At 73.0% G+C, this 17,519-nt stretch carries 17 protein-coding genes; all 17 read left to right on the top strand.

What is annotated here, in order from left to right:
• Nucleotides 1–12 precede the first annotated feature (12 nt).
• Nucleotides 13–2,220 (top strand): ATP-dependent DNA helicase RecG, encoded by a 2,208-nt coding sequence (locus tag ASG76_RS10650; protein ID WP_056602596.1) that lies wholly within the window; start codon nucleotides 13–15, stop codon nucleotides 2,218–2,220.
• Between the two features lie 49 nt (nucleotides 2,221–2,269).
• Nucleotides 2,270–2,839, top strand: coding sequence for a 16S rRNA (guanine(966)-N(2))-methyltransferase RsmD (gene rsmD, locus ASG76_RS10645; protein WP_056602594.1), 570 nt, complete (start codon nucleotides 2,270–2,272; stop codon nucleotides 2,837–2,839).
• A gap of 29 nt (nucleotides 2,840–2,868) precedes the next feature.
• Nucleotides 2,869–3,354 (top strand): pantetheine-phosphate adenylyltransferase, encoded by a 486-nt coding sequence (gene coaD, locus ASG76_RS10640; protein WP_056602592.1) that lies wholly within the window; start codon nucleotides 2,869–2,871, stop codon nucleotides 3,352–3,354.
• A gap of 90 nt (nucleotides 3,355–3,444) precedes the next feature.
• On the top strand, nucleotides 3,445–4,011 hold the full coding sequence (locus tag ASG76_RS10635; protein ID WP_056602590.1) for a YceD family protein: 567 nt from the start codon (nucleotides 3,445–3,447) through the stop codon (nucleotides 4,009–4,011).
• A gap of 65 nt (nucleotides 4,012–4,076) precedes the next feature.
• Nucleotides 4,077–4,262, top strand: coding sequence for a 50S ribosomal protein L32 (rpmF, locus tag ASG76_RS18785; RefSeq protein ID WP_082587437.1), 186 nt, complete (start codon nucleotides 4,077–4,079; stop codon nucleotides 4,260–4,262).
• A gap of 10 nt (nucleotides 4,263–4,272) precedes the next feature.
• The gene (gene rnc / locus ASG76_RS10630) at nucleotides 4,273–5,010 is read left to right on the top strand and encodes a ribonuclease III (protein WP_056602863.1); all 738 of its coding nucleotides are present in this window, start codon (nucleotides 4,273–4,275) and stop codon (nucleotides 5,008–5,010) included.
• A 3-nt stretch (nucleotides 5,011–5,013) separates the two neighbouring features.
• Nucleotides 5,014–5,874, top strand: coding sequence for a bifunctional DNA-formamidopyrimidine glycosylase/DNA-(apurinic or apyrimidinic site) lyase (gene mutM, locus ASG76_RS10625; RefSeq protein ID WP_056602588.1), 861 nt, complete (start codon nucleotides 5,014–5,016; stop codon nucleotides 5,872–5,874).
• An 89-nt stretch (nucleotides 5,875–5,963) separates the two neighbouring features.
• On the top strand, nucleotides 5,964–6,158 hold the full coding sequence (locus tag ASG76_RS10620) for a hypothetical protein (protein WP_056602586.1): 195 nt from the start codon (nucleotides 5,964–5,966) through the stop codon (nucleotides 6,156–6,158).
• A gap of 45 nt (nucleotides 6,159–6,203) precedes the next feature.
• Entirely contained in the window at nucleotides 6,204–7,448 is a 1,245-nt protein-coding gene (locus tag ASG76_RS10615) for an MFS transporter (protein WP_082587435.1), read from the top strand.
• Nucleotides 7,449–7,486: 38 nt separating this feature from the next.
• Nucleotides 7,487–8,848, top strand: a complete 1,362-nt coding sequence (locus ASG76_RS10610) for an FAD-binding oxidoreductase (protein ID WP_056602582.1) — start codon at nucleotides 7,487–7,489, stop codon at nucleotides 8,846–8,848.
• A 28-nt stretch (nucleotides 8,849–8,876) separates the two neighbouring features.
• Complete coding sequence (locus ASG76_RS10605) at nucleotides 8,877–9,971, top strand: pyridoxal-phosphate-dependent aminotransferase family protein (protein WP_056602581.1); 1,095 nt, start codon at nucleotides 8,877–8,879, stop codon at nucleotides 9,969–9,971.
• Nucleotides 9,964–10,434 (top strand): GNAT family N-acetyltransferase, encoded by a 471-nt coding sequence (locus ASG76_RS10600; protein WP_056602579.1) that lies wholly within the window; start codon nucleotides 9,964–9,966, stop codon nucleotides 10,432–10,434. The genes ASG76_RS10605 and ASG76_RS10600 overlap by 8 nt, the downstream gene beginning before the upstream one ends.
• A 30-nt stretch (nucleotides 10,435–10,464) precedes the next feature.
• Nucleotides 10,465–11,988: a hypothetical protein gene (locus tag ASG76_RS10595; RefSeq protein ID WP_056602577.1), complete on the top strand. Its 1,524-nt coding sequence runs from the start codon at nucleotides 10,465–10,467 to the stop codon at nucleotides 11,986–11,988.
• A gap of 100 nt (nucleotides 11,989–12,088) precedes the next feature.
• Nucleotides 12,089–15,643 (top strand): chromosome segregation protein SMC, encoded by a 3,555-nt coding sequence (smc, locus tag ASG76_RS10590; RefSeq protein ID WP_056602574.1) that lies wholly within the window; start codon nucleotides 12,089–12,091, stop codon nucleotides 15,641–15,643.
• A gap of 135 nt (nucleotides 15,644–15,778) precedes the next feature.
• Nucleotides 15,779–16,246 carry an acyl-CoA thioesterase gene (locus tag ASG76_RS10585; protein ID WP_056602572.1) on the top strand — a complete coding sequence of 156 codons (468 nt, stop codon included), beginning with the start codon at nucleotides 15,779–15,781 and terminating at the stop codon, nucleotides 16,244–16,246.
• A 104-nt stretch (nucleotides 16,247–16,350) separates the two neighbouring features.
• Nucleotides 16,351–16,527, top strand: coding sequence for a hypothetical protein (locus ASG76_RS19095; protein WP_157559070.1), 177 nt, complete (start codon nucleotides 16,351–16,353; stop codon nucleotides 16,525–16,527).
• Nucleotides 16,528–16,593: 66 nt separating this feature from the next.
• On the top strand, nucleotides 16,594–17,508 hold the full coding sequence (locus ASG76_RS10580) for a class I SAM-dependent methyltransferase (RefSeq protein ID WP_157559069.1): 915 nt from the start codon (nucleotides 16,594–16,596) through the stop codon (nucleotides 17,506–17,508).
• Nucleotides 17,509–17,519 lie beyond the last annotated feature (11 nt).

Genomic DNA, 17,519 nt, shown 5'->3' with positions numbered 1-17,519 from the left:
CCCGGTCCTCGCATGGTCGCCATCACCCCGGACAGCCCCATCGGCGTCGTCTTCGGCAGCTCGCACAAGAAGCGCAAGCTCGCCGAGGAGGGCCTCGGCCTGCGCACGGTCGGTGACCTGCTGCGCCACTTCCCCCGGCGCTACGTCGCCGCCACCGAGCTGTCCGAGGTCGCGACGCCGGTCGTGGGCGAGCAGCTGACGATCGTGGGGGAGGTGCGCTCGTGCTCCAGTGCCCCGTTCACCGCCGCCAACCGCCGCCAGTGGCGTACGACGATCCGCCTGCGCACCGACGGCCCCGACTTCTCCGTCACGCTGTTCAGCCCCTACAAGAACCTGGCCGATCGCCACGAGGCCGAGTTCGCGACGGGTGGTCGGGCGCTGTTCACCGGCAAGGCGAAGCAGTTCCGGGGCAGCTGGCAGCTGGAGCAGGCGCACGGCTTCGCCCTCGACGGCGAGGAGGGGGCGATGCTGAGCAAGCTCATCCCGGTCTACCCGCTGACCGCCAAGCTCTACACCTGGGACCTCCAGAAGGTCGTGACGGCGGCCCTCGACCTGGTCACCGGTGTGCCCGACGTCCTCACCCCCGAGCTCCGCGAGCGCTTCGAGCTGCTGAGCGTGATGCAGGCACTGCGGTGGGTCCACGGCCCCGACGACTGGGCGCAGCTCGGTGCGGCACAGAAGCGGTTCCGCTTCGAGGAGGCGCTGGTGCTGCAGCTGGTGCTGGCACGCCGTCGGGCCGTCCACCGCGCGCAGGGCGCACGGGCCCGCACCGGTCGCGCCGATGGCATGCTGGCGGCCTTCGACGACCGGTTGCCGTTCGAGCTCACCGGCGGACAGCGCGAGATCGGCGACCTCGTCGCCGAGGAGCTCGGCCGTGACCACCCGATGAACCGGCTCCTCCAGGGAGAGGTCGGCTCCGGCAAGACCCTCGTCGCGCTGCGAGCGATGCTGCAGGTCGTCGACTCCGGCGGCCAGGCGGCGCTCCTCGCGCCGACCGAGGTGCTCGCCCAGCAGCACCACCGCTCGATCAGCGCGATGCTCGGCGACCTCGCCCAGGGCGGGATGCTCGGCGGGGCCGCCGACGCGACGCAGGTCGTGCTCCTCACCGGGTCGATGGGCAGGGCCGCTCGCCAGGAGGCGATGCTCAAGATCGTCACCGGCGAGGCCGGGATCGTGATCGGCACCCACGCCCTGCTGCAGGACGTCGTGGAGTTCGCCGACCTCGGCCTGGTGGTCGTCGACGAGCAGCACCGCTTCGGCGTGGAGCAGCGGGCCGCGCTGACCGACAAGGCCGGCACCCCGCCCCACGTGCTCGTGATGACCGCGACGCCGATCCCGCGCACGGTGGCGATGACGGTGTTCGGCGACCTCGAGACCTCGGTGCTCACCGAGCTGCCGGCAGGACGCGCGCCCATCCAGACCAACGTCGTGCCGCTCGCAGAGCAGCCCACCTGGATCGAGCGGGTGTGGCAGCGGGTGCGCGAGGAGGTCGAGAAGGGCCACCAGGTCTACGTCGTGTGCCCGCGCATCGCCGGTGACTCGGGCGAGGAGGGGGAGAGCGACCAGGTCGACCTCGACGAGGAGGGGGCCGAGATCGCGCCGAAGCGCTCGCTGGCCGCGGTCGAGGAGGTCCACGCGGAGCTGTCCGCGGGCCCGCTCACCGGCCTGCGCACGGCCGTCCTGCACGGCCGGCTGGCGCCCGACGACAAGGACCGCACCATGCGCGCGTTCGCCGCCGGCGACATCGACGTGCTCGTCTCCACGACGGTCATCGAGGTCGGGGTCGACGTGCACAACGCGACCACGATGGTGCTCCTCGACGCAGACCGGTTCGGTGTCTCCCAGCTCCACCAGCTGCGCGGTCGGGTCGGTCGGGGCGGCCTCCCGGGGCTGTGCCTGCTGGTGTCGCACGCCGAGGCCGGCTCGCCCGCGCGCGAGCGCCTCGACGCCGTCGCGTCGACGACCGACGGCTTCGAGCTGAGCCGCGTCGACCTCGAGCAGCGGCGCGAGGGCGACGTGCTCGGCGCCAGCCAGTCGGGCTTCCGGTCGGGGCTGGTCTCGCTGCGCGTGCTGCGCGACGAGAAGACGATCGTGCGTGCCCGCGAGGCCGCCGAGGCGTTACTCTCCGAGGATCCTGCGCTCACGCAGGCACCCGACCTCGCCGAAGCCGTCGCCGAGGTCGAGCGCTCGGCCGCGTCGGCCTACCTGGACAAGGGCTGACGTCCGGTGGCTTGCGGACAGGGGATGGGGAAAGGCTGATCACGAGCAGATGACTCGCATCATCGGGGGAACGGCTGGCGGCCGGCGTCTGGAGACGCCGCGCGGCCAGACGACGCGACCCACCAGCGACCGGGTGCGCGAGGCGCTCTTCTCAGCCGTCGAGTCGCGCACCGGCTCGCTCGACGGGCTGCGCTTCCTCGACCTCTACGCCGGCTCGGGCGCCGTCGGGCTGGAGGCGTGGTCGCGCGGGGCCGGGGTGGTGACGATGGTCGAGCAGGACCGCCGCACCGCTGCCCTGATCACCCGCAACGCCGCCACGCTGGGCTTCTCCCGCGCCCGCGTCATCGCCGCGTCCGTCGCCTCCGTGCTGGCTGCGCCCCCCGCCGCCCCCTACGACGTGGTCTTCTCCGACCCGCCCTACCCGATGACCGACGCCGAGGTCGCGGGTGACCTCGGCGCGCTGGTCGCCCAGGGCTGGCTCGTTCCCGGGGCGCTGGTCATCGTCGAGCGGCCCGCCAAGCGGAGCTCGGTCCAGTGGCCCGAGGGCATCGAGGAGGACCGGACGAAGCGCTACGGCGAGACGGCGCTTTGGTACGGTCACGCCACCCCGGCACCCTGACCGGACCCGCCTGAGGAGGAAGGACGCCCGTGCGTCGCGCTGTCTGCCCCGGCTCCTTCGACCCGGTGACCAACGGCCACCTCGACATCATCGGTCGTGCGGCCCGGCTCTTCGACGAGGTCGTCGTCGCCATCGGTGTCAACATGAGCAAGAACCGGCTCTTCACCCCCGACGAGCGCATCGCGATGCTCACCGAGGCCACGGCCGGCATCCCCAACGTCCGCGTCTCCGGCTTCGACGGCCTCATCGTCGACTTCTGCCGCCAGATCGACGCCGTGGCGATCGTCAAGGGCCTGCGCGGCGCCGTCGACTACGAGTACGAGCTGCCGATGGCCCAGATGAACTCGCACCTCACCGACGTCGAGACCGTGTTCCTCCCCGGCGCGGTCGGCAACGCGTTCGTCTCCTCCAGCCTGATCAAGGAGGTCGCCGCGCTCGGGGGTGACGTACGCGGGCTGGTGCCCGAGGCGGTGCACGACCAGCTGGTGGCCCGGCTCCGCGAGCGGCACGCCTGAGCGGTCGTCCGCGCGAGGCCGTTTTGCCCCGCCACACCGTGACGGATACGATTCTCCGGTTGTGTCTGCGTCCAGAAGTGGGAGTTCGTCTTGACCAGCCTGGACCCGAGGGCGCCGCTCGTGCTTGACACCCGCGAGCTCGGCCGCCGCCCGGGGTCCCAGCGTGAAGTCGAGCTCACGGTTCCGGCGCCGGCAGAACTAGGTATCGAAGTCCTCGCTGTCCCCGAAGGCTCGCCGGTCGAACTCGACCTGCGGCTCGAGGCGGTCATGGAGGGCGTGCTGCTCACGGGCACGGCCACGGCCGCGCTCGCGGGGGAGTGCGTGCGGTGCCTGGAGCCGATCGAGGACGAGATCCACGCGCGGTTGCAGGAGCTGTACGTCTACCCCGACCAGCACGACAGGGCCGCGGAGCACGACGACCGCGACCTCGACGACGAGACCAGCCGGCTCGAGGACGACCTGATCGACCTCGAGCCCCTGCTGCGGGACGCGGTGGTGCTCGCACTGCCGTTCCAGCCGCTGTGCATGGAGGATTGCCCCGGGTTGTGCACCGAGTGTGGTGCGCGGCTCGCGGACGACCCCGACCACGCGCACGACGCGCCGATCGACCCGCGCTGGGCAGGACTGCAAGACCTCCAGCAGGACACCCAGGACTGACTCCACCGGGAATCCCCGAGTGGATCACGCAAGCCAAGCAAGCCGACGTAAGTAGGAGACACACCATGGCTGTTCCGAAGCGGAAGATGTCGCGCAGCAACACGCGTCACCGCCGTTCGCAGTGGAAGGCCGTCGCGCCGTCCCTCGTCACGTGCGCCAACCCCGCCTGCGGTGCCAAGCACCTCCCGCACCGCGCGTGCGGCCAGTGCGGCCAGTACGGCGCCCGGGCCGACCGTCGCCAGGTCCTCTGAGCGACACCCGCTGAGCACTGACGAGCTCCGCGCAGCGCTCGGTGATCCGGTCCTGGATCCCGAGCTGCTGCAGCGCGCCCTGACCCACCGCTCGTTCGCCTACGAGAACGGGCAGATCCCGACCAACGAGCGCCTGGAGTTCCTCGGGGACTCCGTGCTCGGGGTCGTGGTCACCGAGACGCTCTACCGCGCCCACCCGGACTTCTCCGAGGGCCGGCTGGCCAAGCTGCGCGCCGCGGTCGTCAACGCCCGCGCGCTGGCCGACGTGGCCCGCGAGATCGGCCTCGGCCAGCACATCATGCTGGGCCGCGGCGAGGAGACCACGGGCGGTCGCGACAAGGCGTCGATCCTCTCCGACACGGTCGAGGCCGTGATCGGGGCGATCCACCTCAGCGGCGGCATCACCGAGGCCGCCGAGGTCGTGCACCGCCTCTTCGACCCCGTCATGGAGGCCGCGGCCTCGATGGGCGCCGGCCTGGACTGGAAGACCTCCCTGCAGGAGCTCTCCGCCGACCTGGGCCTCGGCGTGCCTGAATACCTCATCGAGGACGACGGCCCCGACCACATGAAGACCTTCGTCGCGCGCGTCCGCGTCGGTGACCGGGTCCTCGGCCACGGCACCGGCCGCTCCAAGAAGGAGGCCGAGCAGGGCGCCGCCGAGACGGCCTACGGCGAGATCGAGGCCGAGCGCCCGACCGTGGACGCCGCCGTCGCACCGGCGGACGCCGCCAGCACCGCCGACGCCTGAGCCGTGCCCGAGCTCCCCGAGGTCGAGGTCGTCCGCGCCGGCCTCGAGCGCCACGTCGTCGGCGCCACCATCGAGGCCGTCGAGGTGCTGCACCCCCGGCCCGTACGCCGTGACGCACGCGGCTCGACCGGCTTCGTCGCCGCGCTCGTCGGTCGGCGCATCGAGGCCGTGCGCCGCCGCGGCAAGTACTTCTGGCTCGCCCTGGCGGGCGGCGACGCGCTGCTCGGCCACCTCGGCATGAGCGGGCAGATGCTCCTCCACGAGCCGGGCGCGCCCGATGAGCGCCACCTGCGGGTGCGCTTCACCCTGACCGACCGTGAGGGTCGGCCCCTCGAGATGCGCTTCGTCGACCAGCGCATGTTCGGGGGTCTCGTCGTCTCCGAGGGCGGTGCCGACCTGCCGACCGAGATCGTCCACATCGCGCGCGACCCGATCGACCCGGAGTTCAACGACGCCGAGTTCGTGCGGCGGGCGCGACGGCGTACGTCCGCGATCAAGCGGCTGCTGCTCGACCAGGGCCTGATCTCCGGGGTCGGCAACATCTATGCCGACGAGGCGTTGTGGCGCGCGAAGTTGCACGGTGAGCGTCCCGGTGACCGGCTGACCGGCCCGGTGCTGCGCGAGCTGCTCGGCCACGTCCGCGCGGTGATGGGGGAGGCGCTGGCCCAGGGCGGCACGTCCTTCGACGCGCTCTACGTCAACGTCAACGGCGAGTCCGGCTACTTCGACCGCTCGCTCGACGCCTACGGCCAGGAGGGCGAGCCGTGCCGGCGCTGCGGCACCCCGATCCGCCGGGTCGCCTTCATGAACCGCTCGTCCTACTTCTGCCCGACCTGCCAGCGCCCGCCGCGCAGCCGGCGCTGAGGGGCTGAGGCGTTGACCCGCCGCCACCGCGGTGGGACTCTTGGAGGCGGCCGGTTCTCGCGGCCGCTCTCCCTGTCGAAAGGCTCTCCATGGCCAAGGCGCTGATGGGTCATGTGCACGACGACGTCCGGACCACCGCGGTCCTGGCCGTCGAGAACCGCCGGCTCCGCCGCCGCGTCGAGGACCTCGAGGCGCTGGTCCTGCGCCTGCAGGCCGACAACGACCGTCTGGCGGCCGCCGCGCGCGACGAGCAGCGAGCCGTCGAGCGCCTGCAGCCTGCCTGATATTCGGCTGCGCGGGCACACCGGCGCGCCTAGGCTCAGGTGCTTGTGAGCGCCCTCGTCGAGACCGTCTTCCCGGCGCGGCTCGGCACGGGGTTCCGCTGGCTCGTCGGCTCGTCGTGGGTGACCAACCTCGGCGACGGGATGCTCATCGCGGCCGGCCCGCTCCTCGTCGCCTCGCAGACCCGCAACCCGATCCTGGTCTCGGCGGCGATGCTGTTCCTGCAGCTGCCGTGGCTGCTCTTCGGCCTCTTCGCCGGGGCGTACGCCGACCGGCTCGACCGGCGGCTGGTGATGATGGTCGCCAACAGCGTGCGCGGCCTCGTCCTGGCCGGGCTGTGCACGGTCGTGGCCACCGGCCACGTCGACATCGCGATCGTCCTCGTCGCGATGTTCGCGCTCGGCACCGCCGAGACGTTCGTGGACGCCACCGCCGGCACGCTGACACCGATGCTGGTGCAGAAGTCCGACCTCGGCCTGGCCAACTCGCGGCTGATGACGGGCATGATCACCGGCAACCAGCTCGTCGGTCCAGCGGTGGGTGCGCTGCTGTTCTCGGTCGGGATGGCGTGGCCGTTCGCGGTGACGGTCGTCTGCATCGCGGTGGGTGTCGTGCTCGTCTCCCGCATCGGCACCGCGCCCGGCGCGGTGCGCGGCCACGTCGACACGCACGTGCGCCAGGACATCGCCGACGGCGTGCGGTGGCTGATGGGCAACCCGCCCGTGCGCACGCTGGCGATCATCATCGTCGTCTTCAACATCACCTGGGCGGCGCCCTGGTCGGTGCTGGTGCTGTGGGCGCTCGACCGCGTGGGCATCGACGAGGCGGGCTTCGGTCTCCTGACCACCGCGGCCGCGCTCGGTGGCCTGCTGGGCACCTTCGCCTACGGCCGCCTGGAGAAGGCGGTGCCGCTGGCGACGCTGATGCGCGCGGTGCTGCTGGCCGAGGTGCTCTTCCACCTCGCGATGGCGCTCACCACCTCGCCGTGGACGGCGTACCCGCTGATGTTCTTCTTCGGCGCCTACGCGTTCGTGTGGGGCACGCTCTCCCAGGCCGTGCGCCAGCGCGCGGTGCCGAGCGAGCTGCAGGGCCGGGTCGGGTCGGTCTACATGATCTGCGTGATGGGCGGCATGCTCGTCGGGTCGGTCCTGGGCGGCGCCCTGGCGCGGGTGGGCGGGCTGACCGCGCCGTGGTGGTTCGCCTTCGTCGGTGCCGGCCTCACGCTCGCGCTGGTGTGGCGCTCGCTCGCGCACATCGCGCACGCCGACGAGACGGTGTCGGTCGACGACTGATCGGCCCGTCGCTGCCGCCGGGGTGGTTGCATGGGCACATGGAGGCCCTCGCCGAGCTCGTCGGCTCGCTGCCCGACGGAGTGGTGGTCGTCGATGCCGACCGCGTGGAGAAGTACCGCTGGGACCGCTCCCAGGACCCCCACGCCGGTACGCCGCTCGCGGTGGTGCGCGCCGAGGACGCTGCCCAGGTGCAGGCGACCGTGCGCTGGGCCGCGCGGCACGGCGTACCGGTCGTGCCGCGCGGTGCGGGCACCGGGCTCTCCGGCGGCGCGAGCGCGCTCGACGGCGGGATCGTGCTCAGCCTCGAGCGGATGACCGCGGTCGAGGTCGACCCGTTCACCCAGGTGGCGTTGGTCGAGCCGGGGGCGCTCAACAAGGACGTCAAGGCTGCGGCCGCCGAGCACGGGCTCTGGTACCCACCCGACCCGTCGTCCTACGAGATCTGCTCCATCGGCGGGAACGTCGCCACCAACGCCGGCGGCCTGTGCTGCGTGAAGTACGGCGTGACCACCGACTACGTCCTCGGCCTCGACGTCGTGCTCGCCGACGGCACGCTGGTGACGCTCGGCGGCACGCGCATCAAGGACGTCGCCGGGCTGTCGCTCCTCAAGCTCTTCGTCGGCAGCGAGGGCACCCTCGGCATCGTCACCCGCGCCGTGATGCGCCTGGTGCCGGCGCAGGTCGTCGGGGCGACGCTCGTCGCGGCCTTCCCGACGATGACCGCGGCCGCGGAGGCGGTGGTCGCGATCCGTCGCTCGCTGCGCCCCTCGATGCTCGAGCTGATGGACAACCCGTCGATCCGGGCGGTCGAGGCCCACCGGCCGATGGGCCTCGACACCGACGCCGGGGCGCTGCTGGTGGCGCAGAGCGACGCACCCGGGACCGCGTGCACCGTCGAGGTGGCCGCCATGCAGGCCGCGTGCGAGGCGTCGGGCGCGACGGACGTCTTCGTCACCGACGACGTCGAGGAGGGCGAGCAGTTCGTGCAGGCGCGCCGGATGGTGATCCCCGCCGTCGAGGTGCTCGGTGAGCTGATGCTCGAGGACGTCGGGGTCCCGGTGCCGCGCCTGCCCGAGCTCGTGGCCGCGGTCGCCGCGATCGCCGAGCGCCACGACCTCCTCATCCCCGTGGTGGCGCACGCCGGCGACGGCAACACCCACCCGTTGGTCGTGGTGCCGCGCGGCGACGACGACGCCAAGGTGCGCGCACTGGCCGCCTTCGACGAGATCATGCACACCGCGATCGCGCTCGACGGCACCATCACCGGCGAGCACGGCGTGGGGCGCACCAAGAAGTCGGCGCTGCCCGCCCAGCTCGGCGAGGACGTGATGGAGCTGACCCGGCGGGTCAAGGACGCGCTCGACCCGCAGGGCATCCTCAACCCCGGGGCGGTGCTGTGATGCGGCCGGGTTGGTTAGGTTCGACGGCATGATCCGCGAGCGCCACCTCTTCGGTCCCGGCCCGTCCAACCCCTACCCCGAGGCCACCCGCGCCCTGGCCGACCCGCTGCTCGGCCACCTCGACCCGGAGTTCCTCCGGATCATGGACGAGACCTGCGACATGCTGCGCACCGTCTGGGGCACCTCCAACGCCCGCACGCTGCCGCTCAGCGCGACCGGGTCGGCGGGCATGGAGGCGGCGTTCGTCAACACCGTCCACCCGGGCGACGTCGTCGTGGTCGCGGTCAACGGGCTCTTCGGCCAGCGGATGACCGACGTGGCCGCGCGGTGCGGCGCGGAGGTCGTCGCCGTCGAGCACGAGTGGGGACAGCCGGTCGACGTCGACCGCGTGCTCGCCGCCCACCCGTCCCCGGCGATCATCGCCGCCGTCCACGCCGAGACCTCGACCGGCGTGCGGTCCGACATCGCTGCACTCGGCGCCGGCAAGGGCCACGCGCTGCTGCTGACCGACGCGGTCACCTCGATCGCCGGCATCGAGCTGCGCGCCGACGACTGGGGCGTCGACATCGGCTACGCCGGCACCCAGAAGTGCCTCGGAGTCGCGCCCGGGCTCGCGCCCTTCACCATCAACGACCGCGCCTTCGAGCGCCGCGTCGAGAAGCCGCGCTCGTGGTACCTCGACCTCGGCATGCTCGGCGGCTACGTCGGCGAGGCCGGCGTGACGGGCGCGCAGCGGACCTACCACCACACGGCCCCGACCGCGATGGTCGCCAGCCTCCACGGCGGCCTCACTCGGATCCTCGAGGAGGGCCTCGACGCGGTCTGGGCGCGGCACCAGGCGGCCGGCGACGCGCTGCACGCCGGGCTGCAGGACATGGGACTCGAGCTGTTCGCCGCCGAGGGCAGCCGGCTGCCGGAGCTGACCACCGTCAAGGTGCCCGACGGGGTGGACTCCGCCGCTGTGCGGCGCGAGCTGCTGGAGCGACACGGCATCGAGATCGGCGCCGGCGCCGGGGCGTACGCCTCCAGCGTGTGGCGGATCGGCCTGATGGGCCACAACGCCCGGCCCGACGCCGTGCTGCTCGTGCTGGCCGCGCTCGAGGACGTGCTCGGCCGTGGCTGAGGTGCGCCTGCGGCCGATGACCGCCGACGAGTACGACGCCTGGCGCGAGCAGTCGGTGCGGGGCTACGCCGCCGAGATCGCGACGTCACGCGACCTCGACCCCGAGTCCGCGGCGGCGCAGTCGGCGGGGGAGTTCGCCGAGCTGCTTCCCGACGGCCTCGCCAGCGCGAACATGCACCTGTGGACCGCGGTGGTAGACGACGAGGCGGTCGGCATCGGCTGGATCGAGCTGCGGCGGCGCGCGTCCGGCCTCTCGGCCTGGATCTACGACATCAGCGTCGACGCCGACCACCGCGGTCGGGGCCTGGGACGCGGGCTGCTCGACGCCCTGCACGCTGCCGCCCGTGACCTCGGTGCCACGTCGATGGCGCTCAACGTCTTCGGCGACAACCGCACCGCGATCCGGATCTACGAGACGTCCGGCTACGCCGTCACCGCGCAGCAGATGAGGCGCGAGCTGTAACCGTCGTCACCACCGCTCGTTGAGGGGTGCATGCGACTCGCCACCTCCGTCCGGCTGCTGACCGTCGGCGTCCTGTCCCTGGCTCCCGTGGCCCTGGGCGGGGCAGCCCATGCCCACGGCGACCGCGACCGTGCCGAGCGGATGGCCCAGACGTACGACGCCGGGCTCGCGGTGCCCTTCGTCAGCTCGCCCAACGTCCGGCTCGCCGCCGTGCGCCCGGGCAGCGCGGGCGTGTCGGGCTGCTTCCTGCACTCCGCGCCCTACTTCGTGATGTCGGGCCTCGACGACGTCACCGTCTTCGACGTCAGCGACCCGGTGGCGCCGCGCGAGGTCGGCTCGATGCCGAGCGGGCAGTTCGAGAACGAGGCGATGAACTGCGGCGAGCGCAAGGTCTCCCGCGACCGCACCGACCGCTTCGCCCTCATCGGGGTCGACCTCTACCAGGCGTCCCCCGACGACCTCGAGCACGTCAACGACCCCGTCACCGGTGACTACGAGCTGGTCATCGTCGACGTCACCGACCCCACCTCGCCCCACGTGCGCTCGCGGGTGAAGGCCACCACGAGCACGCACACCGTCACCTGCATCGATGGCACCGACTGCCGCTACGCCTACTCGGCCGGGGACGACTCCGAGGTGCCGGGCCAGGGCAGCTTCTCCATCCTCGACCTCACCGACCTCGACCACCCGGTCGAGGTCGACAGCGACCCGGCGGCGCCCGGCACCCAGCCGTTCCGCTCCGACGCCGTCGGCTGGGGCGGCCACAAGTGGAACGTCGACGCGGCCGGCTACGCCACCCACACGGGCGCGGGCGGGTCGTACATCTACGACGTGCGCGACCCGCTGCACCCGGTCGAGGTGGCCAGCACCGGTGCCGCTGGGGACACCGCCCGCGAGGGGTCGGTCAACCACTTCAACGACTTCATCCACCACAACAGCTTCCGGCCCAACGCGACGGCGTTCCGCCCCGACGCGCCGCCGTCACTGGCCAACGGGAACATCCTGCTGGTCACCGAGGAGGACTACGAGGACCCGGACTGCTCCACCGCGGGCTCGTTCCAGACGTGGCACGTCAAGCGCCTCGACGGCTCGGACGGCTCCATCGTCCCGCTCGCCAAGGTCGAGCTCGCCGACCTCGGGACCTACCCGATCCCCGCAGGCGCCTTCTGCTCCTCGCACTGGTTCGACTACCACCCCAGCGGGATCGTGGCGGTCGGCTTCTACGGCGGTGGCACCCAGCTCATCGACGTCACGGACCCGACAGCGCCGGTGAGCCACGGCTACGCGACCTGGGGCGCCTCGGAGGTGTGGGACTCGATGTGGGCGCCGGTCTACAACCGCAAGGGCGTGGCGACCTCCCAGCGCACCAACCTCGTCTACTCCGTGGACCTGGTGCGCGGGCTCGACGTCTACGTCGTCGACGTGCCCGGCGACGGGATCGGCACCGTGCCGTCGGTCCAGGCGCCGATGAGCGTCGCCGTGGCTCCCGGCGTGCTGGTCGGTGCGAGTGCGGTGCTCGCACTCCTGCTGCACCGGCGTCGACGCCACGCCTGAGGCACCGGACGACCGGCGCTCCGCGGGCGCCCGCGTGTCGTAGGGTGAGCCGCGCTGAGCCTGCCCAGTCCTCAGTGGCCCGTTCGGTGAGGAGCACGCGGTGTACCTGAAGAGCCTGACCCTCAAGGGGTTCAAGTCCTTCGCGTCCTCGACGACCATGCAGCTCGAGCCGGGCATCACCTGCATCGTCGGCCCCAACGGCTCCGGCAAGTCCAACGTCGTCGACGCCCTCGCGTGGGTGATGGGCGAGCAGGGCGCCAAGAGCCTGCGCGGCGGCAAGATGGAGGACGTCATCTTCGCCGGCACGTCGGGCCGGCCGCCGCTGGGCCGCGCCGAGGTGCAGCTGACCATCGACAACTCCGACGGCGCGCTGCCGATCGACTACGCCGAGGTCACCATCAGCCGCACCATGTTCCGCAACGGCGGCTCGGAGTACGCCATCAACGGCAGCTCGTGCCGCCTGCTCGACGTCCAGGAGCTGCTCAGCGACTCCGGCATCGGCCGCGAGATGCACGTGATCGTCGGGCAGGGCCAGCTCGACTCGATCCTGCACGCGACGCCGGAGGACCGCCGCGGGTTCATCGAGGAGGCCGCGGGCGTCCTCAAGCACCGCAAGCGCAAGGAGAAGGCGCTCCGCAAGCTCGACGCCACCGACGGCAACCTCACCCGCCTCGCCGACCTGCTCTCCGAGATCCGGCGCCAGCTCAAGCCGCTGGGCCGGCAGGCCGAGGTCGCCCGCCAGGCGCAGACCGTGCAGGCCGACGTGCGCGACGCCCGTGCCCGCCTGCTCGCCGACGACCTCGTCACCGCCCGAACCGCGCTCGAGACCGAGCTCGCCGACGAGTCCGTTCTCCTCGAGCGCCGCGAGGAGGTCGAGGCCCAGGTCGCCGCTGGTCGCGAGCAGGAGGCCCGGCTCGAGGCCACGCTGCGAGACGACCTGCCGAGGCTGGCGGCCGCGCAGGAGACGTGGTTCGCGCTGTCGGGGCTCAAGGAGCGCCTGCGCGGCACCGCCTCGCTCGCCGACGAGCGCATCCGCAACGCGGCCGGTGCGGCCGAGGGTGACACCGTCGACTCCGGTCGCGACCCCGACGACCTCGAGGCCCAGGCCGAGCGCGTACGCCGGCAGGAGGCCGAGATCGCCGAGCAGGTGCAGGCGCAGCGCACCGCCCTCGAGGCAGCGGTCGCGGCCAAGCGCGACGCCGAGGAGGCGTCGGCTGCCGAGGACAAGCGCATCGCCGGGCTCCAGCGGGCAGCCGCGGACCGCCGCGAGGGACTGGCCCGGCTCACCGGCCAGGTCAACGCCCTGACATCGCGCGCGGAGGCCGCCGACGCCGAGATCCAGCGGCTCACCGAGGCCCGTGAGGAGGCCGCCGCCCGCGCCGAGCGCGCCCAGCGCGACTTCACCGCCCTCGAGACCCGGGTCGCTGGCCTCGACGCGGGCGAGGAGGGCCTCGACTCCGAGCACGAGGACGCGGTCGCCGCGCTCGACGACGTCGACGAGCAGCTGGCGCGCGCCCGCGAGGACGCCCAGCAGGCCGACCGCGAGCGTGCCGGCCTCACCGCCCGCCGCGACGCGCTGGAGATCGGGCTCAACCGCAAGGACGGGGCCGGGGCGCTGCTCGCCGCGACCGACAGCGTCGACGGCCTGCTCGGCTCGGTCGCCGCGCTGCTCGACGTCGACCACGGCTACGAGACCGCCGTCGCGGCCGCCCTCGGCACGGCCGCCGACGCCGTCGTGGTCGACGACACCGCCGCCGCGATCTCGGCGATCACCCACCTCAAGGACGACGACCTCGGCCGCGCCGGCCTGCTGCTCGGTGGCGCGCCCCTCGACGACCGTGACTGGCCGGCGCTGCCCGCCGGGTCGACGTACGCCGTCGACGTGGTCACCGCGCCCGACGGCGTACGCCCGGCGCTGGTGCGGCTGCTGCACAAGGTCGCCGTCGTCGACGACCTCGCCGCCGCCCGTCGTCTGGTCGAGCAGCTCCCCGACGTGGTCGCGGTGACGCGCGAGGGCGACCTCCTCGGCGCCCACTTCGCCGCCGGCGGGTCGTCGAGCCAGCCCAGCCTCATCGAGGTGCAGGCCGCGGTCGACGAGGCCACCACGCTGCTCGCCGAGGCGACCGCGACCACCGAGCGGCTGGGCTTCGAGATCTCGCGCCTGGAGGGGGTCCGCCACGAGGCGCTCAAGCGCGTCGACGTGGCGCTCGCCCAGCTGCACGAGTCCGACGCGACGCTCGCCGCGGTGGCCGAGGAGCTGGGGCAGTACGGCTCCCAGGCAAGGGCCGCCAAGGGCGAGGCCGACCGGCTCGAGCGGGCGATCACCACGGCCCGCGAGGCCCGGGAGCGCGACCTGGCCGGCCTCGCCGACCTCCAGGCCCGTCTCGCCGCGGCCGAGGACGTCACCGAGGAGGAGCCCGACACCGCCGAGCGCGAGCGCCTCGCCGAGGCGGCCCGCACCGCCCGCCAGGGCGAGATGGACGCCCGGCTGGCCCTGCGCACCGCCGAGGAGCGTGCCCGCGCGCTGCACGGTCGCGCCGACTCGCTGCTGCGCGCGGCGCAGGCCGAGCGCGACTCGCGCGCCCGGGCGGCCGAGCGTCGTGAGCGGCTGATCCGCGAGGGCCGCGCCGCCCAGGCCGTCGCCGTCGCCGTACGCGTGGTCCTGCACCAGCTCGAGCGGTCCGTGATGCTCGCCGCCGACGAGCGCGCCGCGGTGGAGGAGTCGCGCCGGGGGAGCGAGGAGCAGCTCATGACCGTGCGCACCCGGCTGCGCGACCTCGGCCGCGAGCACGACGAGCTCGTGAGCTCGGTGCACCGCGACGAGATGGCCCGCACCCAGCAGAAGATGCGCATCCAGCAGCTCGAGGAGCGAGCGCTGGAGGAGCTCGGCATGGACCCCGACGGACTGGTCGCCGACTACGGCCCGACCACCGCCGTGCCCTTCTCCGGGCAGGTGGCCGACGGCGAGGAGCCTCCGGAGCCCGTGCCGTTCGTGCGCGAGGAGCAGGTCAAGCGGCTGCGCTCGGCGGAGCGGGCGCTCTCGATGCTCGGGCGGGTCAACCCGCTCGCGCTGGAGGAGTTCTCCGCGATGGAGGAGCGCCACAAGTTCCTCACCGAGCAGCTCGAGGACCTCAAGCGCACCCGCAAGGACCTCCTCGACATCGTGCGCGAGGTCGACGCCCGGGTCGAGCAGGTCTTCACCGAGGCCTACGCCGACGTGGAGAAGGCCTTCGACTCGACCTTCGCCCGGCTCTTCCCCGGAGGCGAGGGCCGACTCGTCCTCACCGACCCCGACGACATGCTCAACACCGGGATCGAGGTCGAGGCCCGGCCCGCGGGCAAGAAGGTCAAGCGGCTGTCGCTGCTGTCGGGCGGCGAGCGGTCGCTGGTCGCGGTGGCGTTCCTGGTGTCGCTCTTCAAGGCCCGGCCCTCGCCGTTCTACATCCTCGACGAGGTCGAGGCCGCGCTCGACGACACCAACCTGGGCCGTCTGCTCCAGATCTACGAGGAGCTGCGCGAGAACTCCCAGCTGCTCGTCATCACCCATCAGAAGCGCACCATGGAGGTCGGCGACGCGCTCTACGGCGTCACGATGCGCGGCGACGGGGTCTCGGCGGTCATCAGCCAGCGGCTGCGCGACGCGGCGCCCGCCTGACGGCTGGCGGTCGCGTTCCCCGGATATCCGGGGAAACTGGAGCCTCACCCGCGAAGCTTCGGGGGCGAGGCTCCAGCTTCGATCTGGAAGCTCCCGCACCCGCGGCGTACGACAGCGCCGTCTAGGGTGAGGCGCGTGTCCGAGACCCCTCGAAGCGCCCGCCGGCCGACCCGCGCCGACTACGTCGCGTGGCGCACCGCGACGACCCGCTGGCGCGACGACGACGCCTACGGCCACCTCAACAACGCGACCTACTACGAGCTGTTCGACACCGCGGTCAACGCCCACCTCTACGAGGCGACCGGCGTCGACGTACGCGCGCTGCCGCAGATCGGCGTCGTGGCCGAGACGAGCTGCCGCTACTTCCGCGAGGTCGGCTTCCCCGAGCCGATCGAGATGGGCCTCGTCGTCGACAAGGTCGGCACCAGCTCGGTCATCTACCGCATCGGCCTGTTCCAGGGGCCGTCCGACGAGGCCGCGGCCGAGGGTCGTTTCGTCCACGTCTACGTCGACAACTCCCGCGGAGCCGGTGACCGGCCGGTGACACCGATCCCCGACGTCGTGCGGGAGGCCGTCGTAGCCCTGCTCCGCCCGGAGGGGTGAGGCTCCTCACCCCGACGCGCCCGGCGGCGGCCGGCGATGCGCCGCTCGCCCCGGGGCTGTGTCATGTTGGAGACGACCGCTCGGCCACCTCGGGAGGAAACCCCATGCTCGCGATCATCGTCATGATGACCCTCGGCGTCCTCGTCGCCGGCGCCGTCGTCGCCTACGTCGCCTACCCCCACCGCGGCCAGGAGCTGCCCGTCGCGCCCCAGCTGGGCGAGGCGATGCGCAAGGGCGTCGACGCCCTGCCGACGCTCGAGGACTCCGAGTCGCGCGTCTGAGCCGCACCCCGCACCGGCTCGGCGCGGCGCCGCCACGGGGGTCCGTAGGCGGCTAGCCTGCGAGACGTGACCGGTCCGCGCGAGGACGTCCCCGGGAGCTACTGCGCCGCATGTGGCGCCGTGGTCCACCGCCCGCTGCGGTCCGGCCCCGACGGCCGTCCCGGAGCCACCTGCCCGAGGTGTCGCAGCCTCGAGCGCCACCGCTTCCTCTCCCTGCTGCTCGGCGTGCTGTCGCCCGAGCTGCGCGACCTCGACCTCGTCGTCGAGATCGCGCCGTCGCGGCAGTCGACGCCGCTGCTGGAGCGGCTGGGCGCGCGGCGCATGGTCAGCCTCGACGCCGGTTACGACGCGCGGGCCGTCGACGCGCTGGCCAGCATCGAGCGACTCCCGCTGCGCGACGGCTCGGTGGACCTCCTGGTCTGCTACCACGTCCTCGAGCACGTCCCCGACGACGCCGCGGCCATGCGCGAGATCGCCCGGGTGCTGAGCCCGCGCGGCCTGGCGCTGCTCGAGGTGCCGATCCGCGAGGGCGTCGAGACCGACGAGGACCTCACCGCCACGCCGGAGGAGTGCCTGCGCCGCTTCGGGCAGCGCGACCACGTCCGATGGTACGGCGACGACATCGACGAGCGCTTCTCCGCCGCCGGGCTCGCGACGATGCGCGTCACGCCGCCCGCGCTGCTCGGCGAGGCCGCCGTGGAGTGGTTCCGGCTGATGCGCCACGAGGTCGTCTGGATCGCTCGTCCGGGCTGCGGTCGGGTCTCGCCGATGCTCGCGGGAGGGGCCGGCTCGGGCCTGACCGCAGCCTTCGACGCCGTCCTCGGCGAGCTGGCCCGCACGCGTGACCAGCTCGGTCGTGCGCGCGCCCGCAACGAGCGGCTCGCCGCGCAGCGCGACGCCCTGCGCGTGCGGCTCGCGCAGCGCGCGTCGGTGGAGGAGCCGCGGGTGATCACCCGGCTTCGTCGTGTCGCGCGCCTCTGATTGGATTGGCC

The sequence above is a fragment of the Nocardioides sp. Soil774 genome, assembly GCF_001428125.1.
Classification (GTDB): Bacteria; Actinomycetota; Actinomycetes; order Propionibacteriales; family Nocardioidaceae; genus Nocardioides.
The sequence above is the reverse complement of the archived record's forward strand: the minus strand, read 5'-3'. Positions and strand labels throughout refer to the sequence as shown.